Source organism: Pseudomonas sp. GW821-FHT03E01 (assembly GCF_059420765.1).
On record NZ_JBWKUI010000009.1, the window covers coordinates 231,221 to 247,902 of the forward strand.

13 protein-coding genes are annotated in these 16,682 nt (G+C 59.7%); 9 read left to right on the top strand and 4 right to left on the bottom strand.

Annotated elements, in window-relative coordinates; translation table 11 throughout:
* Window positions 1–20: 20 nt before the first annotated feature.
* The 6 genes from AC07VO_RS17255 (at window position 21) to AC07VO_RS17280 (ending at window position 5,882) form a co-directional block, all read left to right on the top strand.
* Entirely contained in the window at window positions 21–767 is a 747-nt protein-coding gene (locus tag AC07VO_RS17255) for an amino acid ABC transporter permease (protein ID WP_018926619.1), read from the top strand.
* Window positions 767–1,438 (top strand): amino acid ABC transporter permease, encoded by a 672-nt coding sequence (locus tag AC07VO_RS17260; protein WP_018926620.1) that lies wholly within the window; start codon window positions 767–769, stop codon window positions 1,436–1,438. The genes AC07VO_RS17255 and AC07VO_RS17260 overlap by 1 nt, the downstream gene beginning before the upstream one ends.
* Window positions 1,435–2,169: an amino acid ABC transporter ATP-binding protein gene (locus AC07VO_RS17265; RefSeq protein WP_018926621.1), complete on the top strand. Its 735-nt coding sequence runs from the start codon at window positions 1,435–1,437 to the stop codon at window positions 2,167–2,169. Before AC07VO_RS17260 ends, AC07VO_RS17265 begins: the two co-directional genes overlap by 4 nt.
* A gap of 148 nt (window positions 2,170–2,317) precedes the next feature.
* Entirely contained in the window at window positions 2,318–4,219 is a 1,902-nt protein-coding gene (aauS, locus tag AC07VO_RS17270) for a two-component sensor histidine kinase AauS (RefSeq protein WP_064616311.1), read from the top strand.
* Complete coding sequence (gene aauR / locus AC07VO_RS17275) at window positions 4,216–5,544, top strand: two-component response regulator AauR (protein WP_086946084.1); 1,329 nt, start codon at window positions 4,216–4,218, stop codon at window positions 5,542–5,544. Before aauS ends, aauR begins: the two co-directional genes overlap by 4 nt.
* Window positions 5,545–5,552: 8 nt before the next feature.
* Window positions 5,553–5,882 (top strand): GlpM family protein, encoded by a 330-nt coding sequence (locus AC07VO_RS17280; RefSeq protein WP_172901245.1) that lies wholly within the window; start codon window positions 5,553–5,555, stop codon window positions 5,880–5,882.
* Between the two features lie 77 nt (window positions 5,883–5,959).
* Here the strand turns inward: AC07VO_RS17280 and AC07VO_RS17285 are convergent, their stop codons facing one another.
* Complete coding sequence (locus AC07VO_RS17285) at window positions 5,960–6,868, bottom strand: hypothetical protein (RefSeq protein WP_111454730.1); 909 nt, start codon at window positions 6,866–6,868, stop codon at window positions 5,960–5,962.
* Window positions 6,865–7,560 (bottom strand): hypothetical protein, encoded by a 696-nt coding sequence (locus tag AC07VO_RS17290; protein WP_064616308.1) that lies wholly within the window; start codon window positions 7,558–7,560, stop codon window positions 6,865–6,867. The genes AC07VO_RS17285 and AC07VO_RS17290 overlap by 4 nt, the downstream gene beginning before the upstream one ends.
* A 576-nt stretch (window positions 7,561–8,136) precedes the next feature.
* Here AC07VO_RS17290 and AC07VO_RS17295 point away from each other — a divergent pair.
* Complete coding sequence (locus tag AC07VO_RS17295; RefSeq protein ID WP_064616307.1) at window positions 8,137–8,493, top strand: DUF6124 family protein; 357 nt, start codon at window positions 8,137–8,139, stop codon at window positions 8,491–8,493.
* A gap of 192 nt (window positions 8,494–8,685) precedes the next feature.
* Here AC07VO_RS17295 and AC07VO_RS17300 read toward each other — a convergent pair whose 3' ends face one another.
* Window positions 8,686–9,720, bottom strand: coding sequence for an alpha/beta fold hydrolase (locus tag AC07VO_RS17300; protein WP_086946081.1), 1,035 nt, complete (start codon window positions 9,718–9,720; stop codon window positions 8,686–8,688).
* A gap of 250 nt (window positions 9,721–9,970) precedes the next feature.
* Between AC07VO_RS17300 and AC07VO_RS17305 the strand changes: the two genes are divergently transcribed.
* The gene (locus AC07VO_RS17305; RefSeq protein WP_457327291.1) at window positions 9,971–13,177 is read left to right on the top strand and encodes a hypothetical protein; all 3,207 of its coding nucleotides are present in this window, start codon (window positions 9,971–9,973) and stop codon (window positions 13,175–13,177) included.
* A gap of 151 nt (window positions 13,178–13,328) precedes the next feature.
* Here AC07VO_RS17305 and metE read toward each other — a convergent pair whose 3' ends face one another.
* Window positions 13,329–15,641, bottom strand: a complete 2,313-nt coding sequence (gene metE, locus AC07VO_RS17310; RefSeq protein WP_495007646.1) for a 5-methyltetrahydropteroyltriglutamate--homocysteine S-methyltransferase — start codon at window positions 15,639–15,641, stop codon at window positions 13,329–13,331.
* Window positions 15,642–15,760: 119 nt separating this feature from the next.
* On the opposite strand from metE, the gene metR reads away from it, so the two are divergent.
* Complete coding sequence (gene metR / locus AC07VO_RS17315; RefSeq protein WP_457327290.1) at window positions 15,761–16,678, top strand: transcriptional regulator MetR; 918 nt, start codon at window positions 15,761–15,763, stop codon at window positions 16,676–16,678.
* Window positions 16,679–16,682: the final 4 nt, after the last annotated feature.

Here is a 16,682-nt window from a genome sequence, read left to right on the forward strand (position 1 = left end):
GAATCCGAGGGGAGACCCTAATGAATTACAACTGGGACTGGGGCGTGTTCTTCAAGTCCACCGGCGTGGGCAGCGAAATTTATTTCGACTGGTACCTCTCCGGTTTAGGCTGGACCATCGCCATCGCCGTCGCCGCCTGGATCATCGCGCTGCTGCTGGGCTCGATCCTGGGTGTCATGCGCACGGTGCCGAATCGCATCGTATCGGGCATCGCGACCTGCTACGTCGAACTCTTCCGTAACGTGCCACTGCTGGTGCAGCTGTTCATCTGGTACTTCCTGGTGCCCGACCTGCTGCCGCAAAACCTGCAGGACTGGTACAAGCAGGACCTGAACCCGACCACCTCGGCCTTCCTCAGTGTCGTCGTGTGCCTGGGCCTGTTCACCACGGCCCGGGTTTGCGAACAAGTGCGCACCGGTATCCAGGCGCTGCCCCGCGGCCAGGAATCCGCTGCCCGCGCCATGGGTTTCAAGCTGCCGCAGATCTACTGGAACGTGCTGCTGCCCCAGGCTTATCGCATCATCATTCCGCCGCTTACCTCGGAATTCCTGAACGTGTTCAAGAACTCCTCCGTCGCGTCGCTGATCGGCCTGATGGAGCTGCTGGCGCAGACCAAACAGACCGCCGAGTTCTCCGCCAACCTGTTCGAAGCCTTCACCCTGGCAACGCTGATCTACTTCACCCTGAACATGAGCCTGATGCTGCTGATGCGCGCGGTCGAGAAGAAAGTCGCCGTGCCGGGCCTGATTTCCGTAGGGGGTAAATGATGGAATTCGACTTCTCGGGCATCATTCCGTCCCTGCCGGGTATGTGGAACGGCATGGTCATGACCCTCCAGCTGATGGCCCTGGGCGTGAGCGGCGGGATCATCCTCGGCACGGTCCTGGCGTTGATGCGCCTGTCCCACAACAAACTGCTGTCGAACATTGCCGGCGCCTACGTCAACTACTTCCGCTCGATCCCGCTGCTGCTGGTCATCACCTGGTTCTACCTAGCGGTGCCGTTCGTATTGCGCTGGATCACCGGCGAAGACACCCCGATCGGCGCGTTCGCCTCGTGCATCGTGGCGTTCATGATGTTCGAAGCAGCGTACTTCTGCGAAATCGTCCGGGCCGGGGTGCAGTCGATTCCCAAGGGCCAGATGAGCGCCGCCCAGGCCATGGGTATGACGTATGGCCAGATGATGCGGTTGATCATCCTGCCGCAAGCGTTCCGCAAGATGACCCCGCTGCTGTTGCAACAGAGCATCATCCTGTTTCAGGACACCTCGCTGGTCTACGCGGTCGGCCTGGTGGACTTCCTCAATGCCTCGCGTGCCAGTGGCGACATCATCGGCCGCTCCAATGAGTTCCTGATCTTCGCAGGTCTCACGTACTTCATCATCAGCTTTGCCGCCTCGCAGCTGGTCAAGCGTCTGCAAAAAAGGTTCGCCGTATGATCTCTATCAAGAACGTCAACAAGTGGTATGGGGACTTCCAGGTACTGACTGATTGCAGCACCGAGGTCAAAAAAGGCGAGGTGATCGTGGTGTGCGGGCCGTCCGGTTCCGGCAAATCCACCCTGATCAAGTGCGTCAATGCACTGGAACCGTTCCAGAAAGGCGACTTGATCGTCGATGGCACGTCCATCGCCGATCCGAAGACCAACCTGCCGAAACTGCGTTCGCGGGTGGGCATGGTGTTCCAGCATTTCGAACTGTTCCCGCACCTGACCATCACCGAAAACCTGACCATCGCGCAGATCAAGGTGTTGGGTCGCAGCAAGGAAGAAGCCACCAAGAAAGGCCTGCAACTGCTTGAGCGCGTCGGGCTGTCTGCCCATGCGCATAAGCATCCGGGCCAGCTTTCCGGTGGCCAGCAACAGCGTGTGGCGATCGCCCGTGCGCTGGCGATGGACCCGATCGTCATGCTGTTCGACGAACCGACCTCGGCACTGGACCCGGAAATGGTCAACGAAGTGCTGGATGTGATGGTGCAACTGGCCCACGAAGGCATGACCATGATGTGCGTGACCCACGAAATGGGCTTCGCCCGCAAGGTCGCGGACCGGGTGATCTTCATGGACGCCGGCAAGATTATCGAAGACTGCAGGAAAGAAGAGTTCTTCGGCGACATCAACGCCCGCTCCGAGCGTGCGCAGCATTTCCTCGAGAAGATTCTGCAGCACTAAGAAGGAAGGCACCGCTCCCCTAATTGTGGGAGCGGGCTTTTGTGGCGAGGGGGCCCCCTCGCCACAAAAGCCCCCTTGCCATACAGCAACTCCCACGGGGCCCGTGGGGATATGGATATTGTGTTGTGGTTGACCCAAGGCATCTGTGATGAAATGCGACTCCACTCTCTATCGCGCCGCGCCGCCATCACTCGCCGTGAAACCCCGTTTGATTCGCCATCTGTTCCTGCCGCCGCTGATCATCGCCCTGATGATCGGATTGGGTTACATCGGCTTCTGGGTCAGTGAACACTACGGCATTCGCAGCCTCAGCGAGAATGGCCAGCGTCAGCTGGAACTGCACGCGCGCGCCGTCGAAAGCGAGATCAGCAAATACACCTACCTGCCCAGCCTGCTGGAACTCGAATCGAGTGTTTCCCAGCTGTTGGCAGACCCGTCGCCGGAACTGCGGCAGAGGGTCAACGAATACCTCGAAGGCCTGAACCGGCGCAGCCGCAGTCGGGCCATTTATGTGATGGACACCACCGGACGCGTACTGGCCACCAGCAACTGGCGCGATGTCGACAGTTATCTGGGCGAAGACCTGTCCTTCCGCGCCTACTTCCAGAACGCCGTGCGCGGCCAGCCGGGGCGGTTCTACGGCATCGGCAGCACCAGCGGCGAACCCGGCTATTACCTGGCTCATGGCCTGGAGGAACATGGCAAGATCACCGGCGTCGCGGTGGTCAAGGTGCGCCTCGAAGCCATGGAAGAACGCTGGCAGCGCGCGCGCCTGGAAGCGTTCGTCAGCGATGAGAACGGCATCATCATCCTCTCCAGCGATCCGGCGCGGCGGCTCAAGTCGGTGCTGCCGTTGAGCGACGACACCAAGGAACGCCTGGCCCGCAGCCTTCAGTACTACTGGTATCCGCTGAATGAACTGCAACCGCTGGCCCGAGAGAAACTGGCTGAAGGCGAGGAAAAACTGACCTTCCCCGCCAACAGCGAACTGGTGTCCGATGAAGAGAACATCAGCTACCTGTCGCAAACCCGGCCGCTGAGCGACACCCCGTGGAATTTCACCCTGCTCACGCCCCTGCAAGACCTTCGGCGTGAAGCGATCAATCAGGGAATCCTGGTGGCGGTGGCGTTTGCCCTGGTGGCCTTCCTGCTGATCGCCTGGAACGAGCGGCGCAAAGTGATCGCCACCCGCCTTGCGGCGCGGGAAGCCTTGCAGGAAGCCAACAATCAACTGGAGCGTCGGATTACCGAACGCACCACTGACCTGCGTGCCAGCAACGAACGGCTCAAGGGGCAGATTCGTGAGCGTCGGCAGGCTGAAGAAACCTTGCGCCGCGCTCAGGATGAACTGGTCCAGGCCGGCAAACTGGCGGCCATCGGCCAGATGTCCACCAGCATCGCCCACGAATTGAACCAACCGCTGGCAGCCTTGCGGACCTTGTCCGGCAATACTGTGCGTTTTCTGGAGCGCGGTCAGCTGGATGTGGCCAGCACCAATCTCAAAACCATCAATGAACTGATCGACCGCATGGGCCGGATTACCGCCAGCCTGCGCTCCTTCGCCCGCCGCGGCGATGACCAGGGCCAGGCCAGCCTCGGCAAAGGCGTGGACGCCGCCCTGCAACTGCTGGGCAGCCGGATGGAAAGCGTGCCGCTGCAACTGCATCGCGATTTCACCGACGTGCAGGTGCAGATCGACCAGACCCGTCTGGAGCAGATCCTCGTCAACCTGATCGGCAACGCGCTCGATGCCATGCAGTCGCAGCCCCAACCGACGTTGTGGCTCGAAGGCGAGGAATACGACGGCAAGTATCGCCTGCGGGTGCGCGACAACGGCCACGGCATCGATGCCGAAGCGCGCAAGCATCTGTTCGAACCGTTCTTCACCACCAAGCCCGGCGAACAGGGCCTGGGCCTCGGCCTGACCCTGTCGGCGAGCCTGGCCGCCGCCACGGGCGGGCATCTGGGTGTCGAACACCCGGCCAGCGGTGGCACCACCTTCGTCCTCAGTTTACCGTTGGTAAGCCCTACTCCCGCCGAGCCAATATGAACAACGACCTAAGTGTGCTGATCGTCGAAGACGACCCCCATGTGCTGCTCGGTTGCCAACAGGCACTGACGCTCGAAGACATTCCCTGCATCGGCGTCGGCAGCGCCGAAGAAGCGCTGGAGCGGGTGGGCGATAACTTCGCCGGCATCGTCATCAGCGACATCCGCCTGCCGGGCATCGATGGCCTGGAACTGCTGACCCGGCTCAAGGCCCGTGATCGCAGCCTTCCGGTGGTGTTGATTACCGGCCACGGCGACATCTCGATGGCCGTCGGCGCGATGCAGAAAGGCGCCTACGACTTCATGGAGAAACCCTTCTCCCCCGAACGCCTGGTGGACGTCGCCCGCCGTGCACTGGAGCAACGCAGCCTGGCGCGGGAAGTCACCTCGTTACGTCGCCAACTGTTCGAGCGCGATTCCCTCGAAGGCCGGATCATCGGTCGCTCGCCGGCCATGCAGAACCTGCGGGAACTGATCGCCAACGTCGCCGATACGTCGGCCAACGTGCTGATCGAAGGCGAGACCGGCACCGGCAAGGAACTGGTTGCACGTTGCCTGCACGACTTCAGCCGTCGGCACAGCAAACAGTTCGTCGCGCTGAACTGCGGTGGCCTGCCGGAGAACCTGTTCGAAAGCGAAATCTTCGGCCACGAGGCCAACGCTTTCACCGGTGCCGGCAAACGGCGGATCGGCAAGATCGAACACGCCGATGGCGGCACGCTGTTCCTCGACGAAGTGGAAAGCATGCCGCTGCCGTTGCAGATCAAGCTGCTGCGGGTGCTGCAGGAACGCACCCTCGAACGCCTGGGTTCGAACCAGAGCGTGGCGGTGGATTGCCGGGTGATCGCCGCGACCAAGTCCGACCTGGATGAGTCGAGCAAGGCCGGCGAGTTTCGCAGCGACCTGTATTACCGTTTGAACGTGGTCACCCTGGAACTGCCGCCGCTGCGCGAACGCCGCGAAGACATCCTGCAATTGTTCGAGCACTTTTTGCAGCAGTCATCCCTGCGCTTCGACCGCTCGCTGCCTGAACTGGACAACCAGACCGTGTCGATTCTGATGAGCCACGACTGGCCAGGCAACGTGCGCGAACTGCGCAACGTCGCCGAACGCTTCGCCCTCGGTCTGCCGGCCTTCAAGAAGACCGGCGCCAGCGGCAGCAATCAGGGCCTGGCCTTCGCCGAAGCGGTGGAAGCTTTCGAACGCAACCTGCTGAACGATGCCTTGCAGCGCAGCGGCGGCAACCTGACCCAAGCCAGTCAGGAACTGGGGATGGCCAAGACCACACTGTTCGACAAAGTGAAGAAATACGGGCTGAGCCACTGATGGACCTGATTTTCAAAGCAACCCTGGGCGCGGCGGTGGTGGTGATCCTCGCCATGCTGGCCAAGACCAGAAACTATTACATTGCAGGCCTGGTGCCGCTGTTTCCGACCTTTGCGCTGATCGCTCATTACATCGTCGGGAAAGGGCGTTCACTGGATGATCTGAAGACCACCATCGTGTTTGGCATGTGGTCGATCATTCCGTACTTCGTCTATCTGGCGACCTTGTATGTGATGGTCGACCGGATGCGACTGGAGGCTTCGCTAGCGGTGGCGGCAGTGGCGTGGTTGATGGCGGCGACAGTGCTGGTCAGCGTGTGGGTGCGCCTGCACGGCTAAATTCAAAAAAATCGCGGCCTGCTGCATTTGCATACACCTGCAGGAGCTGCGAAGGCGGCTCCTGCAGGTGTAAGTGGTTACTGCCCGTAAACCTTCTGCAACTGCGTTGGTGTCAACGCATCCTCAAACGGCACCGGCACCGATTTCACCGCCCCGTAGAGGTTGCGATAACGCCAATAGTTTCCGTTGTTGGCCAGTTGATAACCACGCTCGACCACTCGCTGGCCATCAAGGTTATAACGCAAGGTTTCCTGGGCGGTCGCTGGCGGTGTCGGCTGCATCAGGTCAGTGGCCAGAACCCGCATCGATTCATCGATACACTCGTCGAGCACCGCCGTGACCTTAGCCAAATCGAGGTCGCCGTCGTCGATGCACTGCTTGCCACAGCGCCGAATCGGCTGGCTGACGACTTCGATCCGCATGCGATACAGCGCCGAACCGGCAATATCCTGGACCTGCACCTGATTGATCAGCACGAAACTGCCGCGATCGGGGGTAAGCATCAGTTTGGGCTCAATCACCAGGCGTGCGGTGACCTGCCCTTCTCCTTGCTTGAACCCGGCCGCTTGCGAAGCCTGTTGATAGCGCTGTTGCAGGCGCTCCTGCAATGGAACGCCTGCAAGCAAGTCGGCCATCGGTCGCGCCTCGTTGAGCGCGGTTTTTTCCGCATCGCGCTGCAAGCTGCCGCTGCCCATCTGGGTGTTGATCAGGCTGGCCACCAGCAAACCGGCAAGCCCGGCACCGTTGCCTGAACTGGCCACCAGATTATGACTCGACGACGCAGCCTTCAAAGCCGCCTGCGAGTCAATCACGGTGCTGGCACCCACAAAGGATGGCGGCAACTGCACGTCGACCTTAAGCCCGTGGGCCTGGATGTAAGGCAAGGCACTCTGGTCCTTGAAACCGGCCTCAGGAGCCGGTTTTTGCGCACACCCCGTCAGCATCAGCAGGGCCAGCGCACCCGCCACTATGGGCAGGCGCGTCATTGCGCGAACGGGGTGATCATTTGCTGACGGCTATTGTCCATAGCCTGATAGAACGCGTTGGACAAGTTGGTATAGGTCGGCTCGTCCCATTCGCCCTGGGCGGCTTGCGTAGCGACAAAGGGTTTGAACCACAGCAGTTTGTTGTCTGCCAGATCGATCACCATGCCCTGTCCGCCCACCTGCGCCATCGGTACGCTGGTCGGCACAACGCTGTAGTAGCTGCGGGTGGCACCGGTGGCGTAGACATTCACCAGCAGCAGACGATCAACGCCGTAGGCGGCCTTGACCGGCGTCATGTCACGGGTCATGTAGCCTTCGCGGAAACTGGTTTCCTTATACGCATTCAGGTCGACCGGCTCGTTGATCCGCTTGGCTTTGTAACCCTTGGCCTGCAGCTTGGCGACAAGGACATCCGGCAAGGTGTGAAGGTCGCCCACTTGCCATTTTGCGACGTTGTCACTGAGCTTGCTGTTAACGCCCTTGTTGATGGCGTAATCGAGAAGCCCCTGATTGCCGGTCAATGCCAGCACCGGCTCGGGCACCACAGTGATCGCCACGCCAATAGTCGGTTCTTTGGCATCCCAGAACTGCTGGTCCAGCGGTACTGGAGGTTGCACGTGGGCACAACCGGTGAGGGTCAGGCAGGCGAACAACATCAGTGCTGCCCAGGTGCGTAGAACGTGAAGATTCATGGATCAAGTCCCTATGATTATTAACGATGCTGCTTATGTCGGCAGCATCGGCAAAAACTGTAGTGGCACATTGATATGTCTTCAGGAGGAGAAAGTTTGAACGATATGCCCGCAGGCTGAGCCTGTGTGGGAGCCGTGCTTGCCTGCGATGACGGCCCAGACGACATCTGCGGTGACTGACACACCGCCATCGCGGGCAAGCCCGCTCCCACAGGTTTTGGGGTGTTTGGGCAGACGTGTTTAGTTCTGTTTAGCGTTACTTCCTGAAAGCTACAGCGCCTTGCGTCGTCGCCTACAACCACGTCAGAATCCGCTGGCTTGTGCGCCTGGGGGCCCGTCGGTAACTTGGTTCGTGTCACTGATTCCCAGTGATCGGGTTTAGTAGCCCGGCTTTTTCCGGTCGCATAAATGTCATCCAGTCAGGCAGTTGCCTGCACTTGAAGGTGGCTGTGCGCATGGCGCCCTCGGGCGCGCCGGTTTTGACTGGAGGCCGGTCTACTAACTTGCGCACAGCTGCCACCCATTCCGTTTAGTAGCGAGATGAGTTGCAGCTCTACTAACAGGAGCTCCAGTTCAATGTTCAAGATCACGCCAAATCCACCGGAAACCGACGACGTTTCCCCCTACGAAACCCCAGACTCCAAAAAGCTCAACGAAGCCGCCGAGCGCGCCCTCGATTACTACCTCAAACCGGTCATTCCCAAAGACACCCCACGCAAACCCAGCACCCTTTACCTCGTCGCCCCCAACGCCGATAACGAAACCCTGCTGGTCAACGCCTGCGAATCCCTGGCGGCGGCGAGCGTGATGTTGAGTGATTTCGCGGGGCAGCTGAACGGCCCGCAGCGCAATACCGTGCTCGGCATCCAGAACTCCGTCATGCTGGGTGAACTGGCGGTGAACCGGATGCTCGATAACTTCGTCCCAACGTAAAACAGCTTCCTCTGTAGTTGAGGCGCTTTTGTGGCGAGGGAGCTTGCTCCCGCTCGGCTGCGCAGCAGTCGTAAACAGGTCAATGCGGATTACCTGAGACTGAGCAGCCTGTGCAGGATTGGGGCTGCTTCGCAGCCCAGCGGGAGCAAGCTCCCTCGCCACAAGAGCCCGCTCCCACATTTGGATTGGGAACTACAGAAGATTGGGAGTTGCCACCGGATCGATCTGCGCCCAGTGGGAAGTATCTTCGCGATGGGCCTGCAAATACGGCAACACCGCCGCCAGCAACGGTGCCTTGAACGCTTCCTGAAAACGATGGGCCAGCCCCGGAATCAACTTCAACTGACTGCCACGAATGTGTGCCGCCAGATGCACGCCATGCATCACCGGCAACAACGGATCAGCGGTGCCGTGAACCACCAGCGTCGGCACGCGCAGTTGGTTGAGCAGATCTACACGACTGCGCTCGGCAAGGATCGCCATGATCTGGCGCTTAACGCCTTCCGGGTTAAACGCCCGGTCATAAGACAGCGCCGCTTGATGCAGCAACGCCTGCCGATCATCAGTGACCGAAGGACTGCCCAGCGCCGCCAGCAAATCAGCCTGTTGCTCCAGCGCCACTTCACGATTCGGCGCACTGCGTCGCGCGAGCAACTGCACCAGCGCCGCACTCGGCGCCGGCAAGCCTTCGGCACCCGAGCTGGTCATCAGCAACGTCAGGCTCTCGACCCGCTGCGGCGCCATCGCCGCCAGATGCTGGGCGATCATCCCGCCCATGCTGGCGCCCAGCACGTGAAATTGCTCGACGTGCAAGGCGTCCATCAACCCCAGTGCATCGTCGGCCATGTCGGTCAGCGTATAAGGCGCGGCCACCGGTAAACCGAGTTTGTAGCGCAGCACTTCGAACGTCAGGTTGGCCTCGGCCGGTGCCTGGCGCCAAGTGGACAGGCCAACATCGCGATTGTCATAGCGAATCACCCGGAAACCCTGCTGACACAACGCGACCACTACCTCATCCGGCCAGTGAATCAACTGCCCGCCCAGGCCCATTACCAGCAACAACGCAGGGTCGGACGCACGGCCGATGCTCTGGTACGCCAGACTCACCTGATCCAGATCGACCCGTTCGGTCGGAACATTGACATCGCAACGAGACGCCGCCAAAGACGGGAAATTGAACAACACAGCGATCAGAAAGACCGCTGTGGATAAAAATCGTGCACGCATGAAAAACACCGAAACGCAGAACTCCAGTAGAGCGCGAGTCTGATGAAGTTTGTACAAGCGCGCTGCCACAGTTACGTGACAGTTTGATGAAGAGTGCTGAACGGTTGTGGGGCATGCGGGCCCACCACTCATCGGAAAACAACCTCAGCCTGTTATTTATGACAGTTGCCAGCCGCCAGCTTCGAGCCTTCAATCCTCTGACGCACCAATGCCCAGCGGTTCAGGCACCATCTCAAAATCGGAGCATGCTATGAGCGCTTTTACAGCAGAACAATTGGCCGCACTGCAACACGAAAGCCCGCAGCAACCGGTCGATCCCTTCGCAGAGATCAAGTCAGAGGGGGTATTTACGCAGTATGGAATACTCAATCTGTATCCTGCCCTGATTCCTGGCTGGCACAAGGTCGACTACCCCGTGGCATCGTACGGGGTCAACGCTGACGAAACGGCTGGCGCCGGAATTGGCTGGCTGATTCTCTTCCACTCCTACGAATTGATGGCGGCGCAAGACACGATACGGCTGTACATGGGCAAACGCCTTGAGCCGGGCCAGGTCCCGGATCCGACAGAGGAAGGTACCCTGATCAAGACAGTCGTGGTCCCTTCCGATCACAACAACCAGGACGTACTCAGTTTCATTCCCAGAGGCGCCATTGAAAGACCGGGCATCCACCGGTTGTGGTACACCGTCGAGCGCACCAGCGGCAATGGCCCCGAGTCCTCGGACGGAATCGTCGTATGGTTCAAGCCGACCTTCCCGGACAGCCTCGATCCGACGGGCAACTCCAGCGAACGAGTGCCTTTGCAAGCCCCTGAATTCCCATCGATTATCGATCAGGCGATGGTTGAGAGAGGCGTTGATTTCATCATTCCGCGCTGGCCGATCATGAGCCCGGGGGACACAGTTTTGATGACTGTAGGCAATCAGCTCGTCGCTTACGTGATCAAGCCCGAAGAGATTGATCAGGACATCACGATTTTTGTCCCATCATCCGTTCTTGAATTGATAGGGCCTGCCAAGCCATTGCTCGTCAGTTACAGAATTCACGATCAGGTGCACAACAGCAGCCACACTTCAAAAATTGGTGACGGGGAGCTGGTTCCGGATAAAACCTATCTGGACATGTGCTGGGTAAATGAAACGGTGGATGACGTGTTGTTCATCGACACTCTCGATGGCCATCCAATGGAAGTTGTCGTGCCCGTTAAAAGGGGGGACGCCATCACCGGGGACACCGTGGAGCTCAAGCTTTATGACCCCAGGACCGAATTTTCACGTCTCTTTGGTCCCCTGATCTACAGGACACCCAGCGTAACGTTCCCTGTTCCCTATGCGGTCGTGAAGCAACTCGCCCCTGCGACCATAACGCTGAGTTACGAACGCATCAGAATCGAGAAAGGCGAGAAGATCCGCACGCCGTCCTACCCGTACTCTCCCGAGCTGATCGGCGAAAAATATCGCGGGCCCGCCCCTACAGCCCCCCAGGCCCATGGCGGCGTACTGTCGCCAGACCTTGCAGAGACAGTTGTGTATGTCGGCCCGGACATCAAGGGGCTTGAAATTGGCGATAAGGTAACGTTGACCTGTCTGAGCACGAGCGCAGGTGGCACCACTCGCCTGCAAATAGAAGAGAGGTTTGTCACTCGTTCGATGGTGATCCCAGGGGCGGGAATCATCGTGCCGTTCGAGATCGACACGAGGCACTTTGACACGTACATGAGTGGCTCATTCAAGGCTACTTACACCGTAACCGGGGAAAATCACCTCGCCCCCCTGGAATCTCATGCTTTGCTTTTGCACATCGGCCCCGTCCAAGACACCTTGGATGTCGTCAATGTCGGCAAGGACGAAAACGGTGTACTCGATCCCAAGGATATTCCCTTCGGCACTCCGGCCATTTGCCCGGCAAAGGCCCATACCCAGGTCGGCGACACGGTTTACCTTCAGGTGTGGACCGCTGACGACAGACTCGTCTGGGTCGACTCGCTAACCATTACCGCCGCTCACATCGGTAAGGACATTGAGTTCAGATTGACGTTCGAACTGATCGACTCGCTGAACCACCAGGTCATCCGTATCGACTGGTACATTGAACGTAACCGAGCACTGCCGCTGACGGCGCCCGAACTGGAGTTACGCGTTGGGGATGTAGCTCTGGAGCTCCCGCCTCCAACGCTCGTTGAGGTGTCCTCCGGCAACCGAATCAATCCGCGGCTTACCGAAAAAAGCACGACCGTCGAAATCACCTATAAAGGCATGTCCGCCGCCCATCGTATCGCTCTGATCGTGATTGGCCGCGCCGGCTTGGGCAGCCCTGTCGTGGCCACGCAGCCAGGTAACGCCAACGGTACGCTACTGATCGAATTGCCACTGACGACAGTGCCCGCCAACCTGCGTCACTTCATGAAACTTCGATATCGTGTGTCCCAGCCCGAACTACCTGACCAATACTCCGGCGTCACCACTTATGAAGTCACCGCTGTACCCGATGAAGCCATCGTGTTTCCGAGCCTCAGCATTGCACAAGCGCCGGATCACAAGACGCTGGACCTCAGCACGTTTCAAGGCGATGCGCGCTGGAGTCTGGCGCGCTGGCTATTTATCGCCATAGGGACCCGAATGCGCGTGGCCTTGGGTGGAAGCAATGCGGCGGGAGCCGATCATCCCATCATATTGTTCGATGGCGTGATTACTGCCGATCATGTGACAAGTGGGTTGAGCGGAGTCATCAACCGTCAGCAACTTGAACTGTTCAAGGATGGCGGTCAGGTGATGGGGCTTTCGATTGCGAACTTCAACAACAAGGGTGGCGTCGACACGTTTTTCCCTGTTCGTGAGTTAACACTCCTGAACAAGACCTGGAGTCTGCTCATCAATAGAGCGATCGATGCCAATACAAACGCTTCGATTCCCAACGGCGGCAGCACCAAAACCAATCGCGTGACGTTGTCCGGCACGGGTAAACCGGATAGCACACTTACACTGTTCCAAAACGATAATGTCCCGAAACCCATCGACTCATTCAAAGTGCCCGACAGCGGCAACTGGAGTTACACCGTCACAGTAACGGCCTCGTCGTTTTATCGACTTACCGTTATGGAGCAACCCACAGGGCGAACCTCGAACCTGTGGACGTTCAGTGTATTGGCACCCGAACCGGCTCCCGTCAGACCGCACATATTACTGGCGCTTAATGCAAGAGGTCAGAGCCTGTATGACTACCAGCACACAAGGACGACCGGTATCAGCGTGAATGGCGTTGCCGCGCCCGGTGCAATGGTGCAGATATTGCTCAATGGGATCGTCGTTCAGGACCGCGTTTACGTGGGCACTAATGGCTTCTGGCAGTCTGTCCTTTTTGGAGTGGGTTCTGGCACACACCAGCTCAGCGTAAGAGGCTTGTATGGCAACTATCCCGTTTCGCTGGTGTTCACACAGTCGGTGACCTACGGCTAGGGTACTGAGCGGTCGTATTCAAGACCAAGTCGCCTGCTTCGCGAGCAAGCCCGCTCCCACAGGATTGATGTCGTACACAACTTCTGTGATCGACCTCTCCCCCGTGGGAGCGGGCTTGCTCGCGAAGGCGCCAGAACAGGCGCCGCAGGATTTAGGCCAACTGACTACGCAACTGCCGCGCCGCCGCCACCATATTGACCAACGCCGCCTCAGTCTCTGGCCAGGCCCGGGTCTTCAACCCGCAATCGGGGTTTACCCACAACCGCTCGGCAGGAATGCGCTTCACCGCTTTGCTCATCAACTTGACCATCTCGGCCGTGTCCGGCACCCGGGGCGAGTGGATGTCGTAGACGCCCGGGCCGATGTCGTTCGGGTAGTCGAAGGCTTCGAAGGCCTCCAGCAATTCCATGTCCGAGCGTGAAGTTTCGATGGTGATGACGTCGGCGTCCATGGCCGCGATGGATTCGATCACGTCATTGAATTCGCTGTAGCACATGTGGGTGTGGATCTGGGTTTCGTCACCCACACCCGATGCACTCAGGCGGAACGCTTCCACCGCCCAGTCGAGGTATTCCTGCCATTGCGCCCGGCGTAGCGGCAGGCCTTCGCGGAACGCGGCTTCGTCGATCTGGACGATCTTGATGCCCGCAGCTTCCAGGTCGACCACTTCATCAAGCAGGGCCAACGCCAACTGCTGCGCCTGGATTTTGCGCGAAACGTCTTCGCGCGGGAACGACCACATCAGCATGGTCACGGGACCGGTGAGCATGCCTTTCATGATCTTGTCGGTCAGGCTCTGGGCATAGGTGATCCAGTCGACGGTCATGGCGTTCGGGCGACTCAGGTCGCCGTAGATGATCGCCGGCTTGACGCAGCGCGAACCGTAGCTCTGGACCCAGCCGAAACGGGTGAACAGGTAGCCGTCCAGTTGCTCGGCGAAGTACTCGACCATGTCGTTGCGCTCGGCTTCACCGTGCACCAGCACGTCCAGCCCCAGGCGTTCCTGGATTTTCACGGCGTGGCGGATTTCGCTGTGCATGGCATCGGTGTAATCGTTGGCCGAGAGTTTGCCTTGCTTGAAGGCCTGACGAGCCAGGCGGATCGAACCGGTTTGCGGGAACGAGCCGATGGTGGTCGTCGGGAATGCCGGCAGCTGCAAGCGCGCGCGCTGTTGCTCGATCCGTTTGGCAAACGGCGAATGGCGTTGGCTGTCTGCCGCGCCGATGGCGTTGATGCGGGCCTGGACATCCGCCTTGTGGATACGCGGCGATTGGGCGCGGCTGGCCTGGATGGCGCGGCTTTCAGCCAGGGCGGCTTGCACCTTGGGCGCTTGCGGATCGTTCAGGGCATCGCGCAGCACGGCGATCTCACCGCACTTCTGCACGGCAAACGCCAGCCAGCTTTTCAGTTCGGGGTCGAGTTTGTCTTCACGCGCTAGGTCCACCGGGCTGTGCAGCAGCGAGCAGGAACTGCTGACCCACAAGTTATCGCCGAAGCGCTCCTGGGCAAATTGCAGTTGTGCCAGGGCTTGCTCCAGTTCGCAGCGCCAGACGTTGCGGCCGTTGACCAGCCCCACCGAAAGAATCTTGTAGGTCGGCAGTCGATCCAAAACCTGGCCGAGCTGATCCGGCGAACGCACCGCGTCAATGTGCAAACCTTGTACAGGCAGGCCGACGGCCAGCCCGAGGTTGTCTTCCAGGCCACTGAAGTAGGTGGCCACGAGTTTTTTCAGTGGCGAGTATTGGAGGATGTGGTAAGCGCGCTCGAAAGCGTTTTTCCAGGCCTGTGGCAAGTCGAGGGTCAGGATCGGCTCATCGATCTGCACCCACTCCACGCCTTGGGCGGCGAGGCGGCCGAGGATTTCACCGTAGATCGGCAGCAGGCGCTCCAGCAGGTCGAGCTTGTCGAAGTCGTTGCCTTTGGCTTTGCCCAGCCACAGGTAAGTCAGCGGGCCGATGATCACCGGTTTGACGTTGTGGCCGAGGGCCTTGGCTTCTTCGACTTCATCGAACAACTGTTCCCAGCTCAGTTTGAATGATTGGTCTGCGCTGAATTCCGGGACCAGGTAGTGGTAATTGGTGTCGAACCACTTGGTCAGTTCCTGGGCGTATTGCGCGGTGCCGTGTTCGCTGCCGCAGCAGGCTGCCGTGGCGCCACGCGCCATGGCGAACAGAGTGTCGAGGGTCGGCAGGCCGCGTTCATCCTTGACGCTGTCGAAACGCTCGGGGATCACACCGAAGGTCAGGGAATGGGTCAGTACCTGGTCGTACCAGGCGAAGTCGCCGACGGGCAGCAGGTCGATGCCGGCGTCTTTCTGCAATTGCCAGTGGGTGGCGCGCAGTTGGCGGCCGACGCTGTTCAGGGCGTCCTGATCGAGATCGCCCTTCCAGTAGGCTTCGAGGGCTTTTTTCAGTTCGCGGTCGGCACCGATGCGCGGAAAACCAAGTGTGTGGGCCAGGGCCATGGTGAATTTCTCTCTATAAAGGATGCTGTAAAACATGCTGCTATTGTCGACAGCTCAGCCAACATGAGACAAACTCAACCTTTTCGTGTTGATCACAAGTTTTCCTCATGGAGCCCTCGGTGCTTGAAATCCGTCACCTGAAAACCCTGCACGCCCTGCGCGAAGCCGACAGCCTGGTGGATGCAGCCGACCGCCTGCACCTGACCCAATCGGCGCTGTCCCACCAGTTCAAGGAGCTGGAAGAACGCATGGGCATGCCGCTGTTCGTGCGCAAGACCAAACCGGTGCGCTTCACCAGTGCCGGCTTGCGCCTGCTGCAACTGGCCGACGCCACCCTGCCGTTGCTGCGCAGTGCCGAGCGCGACATTGCACGGCTGGTCGGTGGCACGGCGGGGCGTCTGCACATGGCGATCGAGTGCCACAGTTGCTTCCAGTGGCTGATGCCGACCATCGACCAGTTCCGCGATGCCTGGCCGGAAGTCGAGCTGGACCTGGCCTCGGGCTTCTCCTTCGCCCCGCTGCCGGCGCTGGCCCGAGGCGACCTGGACCTGGTGGTGACCTCCGATCCGCTGGAACTGGTGGGCATCACTTACGTGCCGTTGTTCACCTACGAAGCCATGCTCGCGGTGGCGAACCAACACCGCTTGGCGAGCAAACCGTACATCGTGCCCGAAGACCTGCTCACGGAAACCTTGATCACCTACCCGGTGGAACGCGATCGGCTGGACATCTTCACCCGCTTCCTGGAGCCGGCCGACATCGAACCGGCGCAGGTGCGCACCTCGGAACTGACGGTGATGATGATGCAACTGGTGGCTAGCGGTCGCGGTGTCTGCGGCATGCCCCATTGGGCGCTGCATGAGTACAGTTCACGGGGTTATGTGAAGGCCAAGCGACTGGGGGAGAAAGGCTTGTTTGCGACGTTGTATGCCGGGATCCGCGCCGACATGCTGGATGCGCCGTACATGCGCGACTTTTTGCTGACGGCCAAGGACACGTCGTTTTCGACGCTGGATGGGGTTAGTGCCGTCCGATAGAACG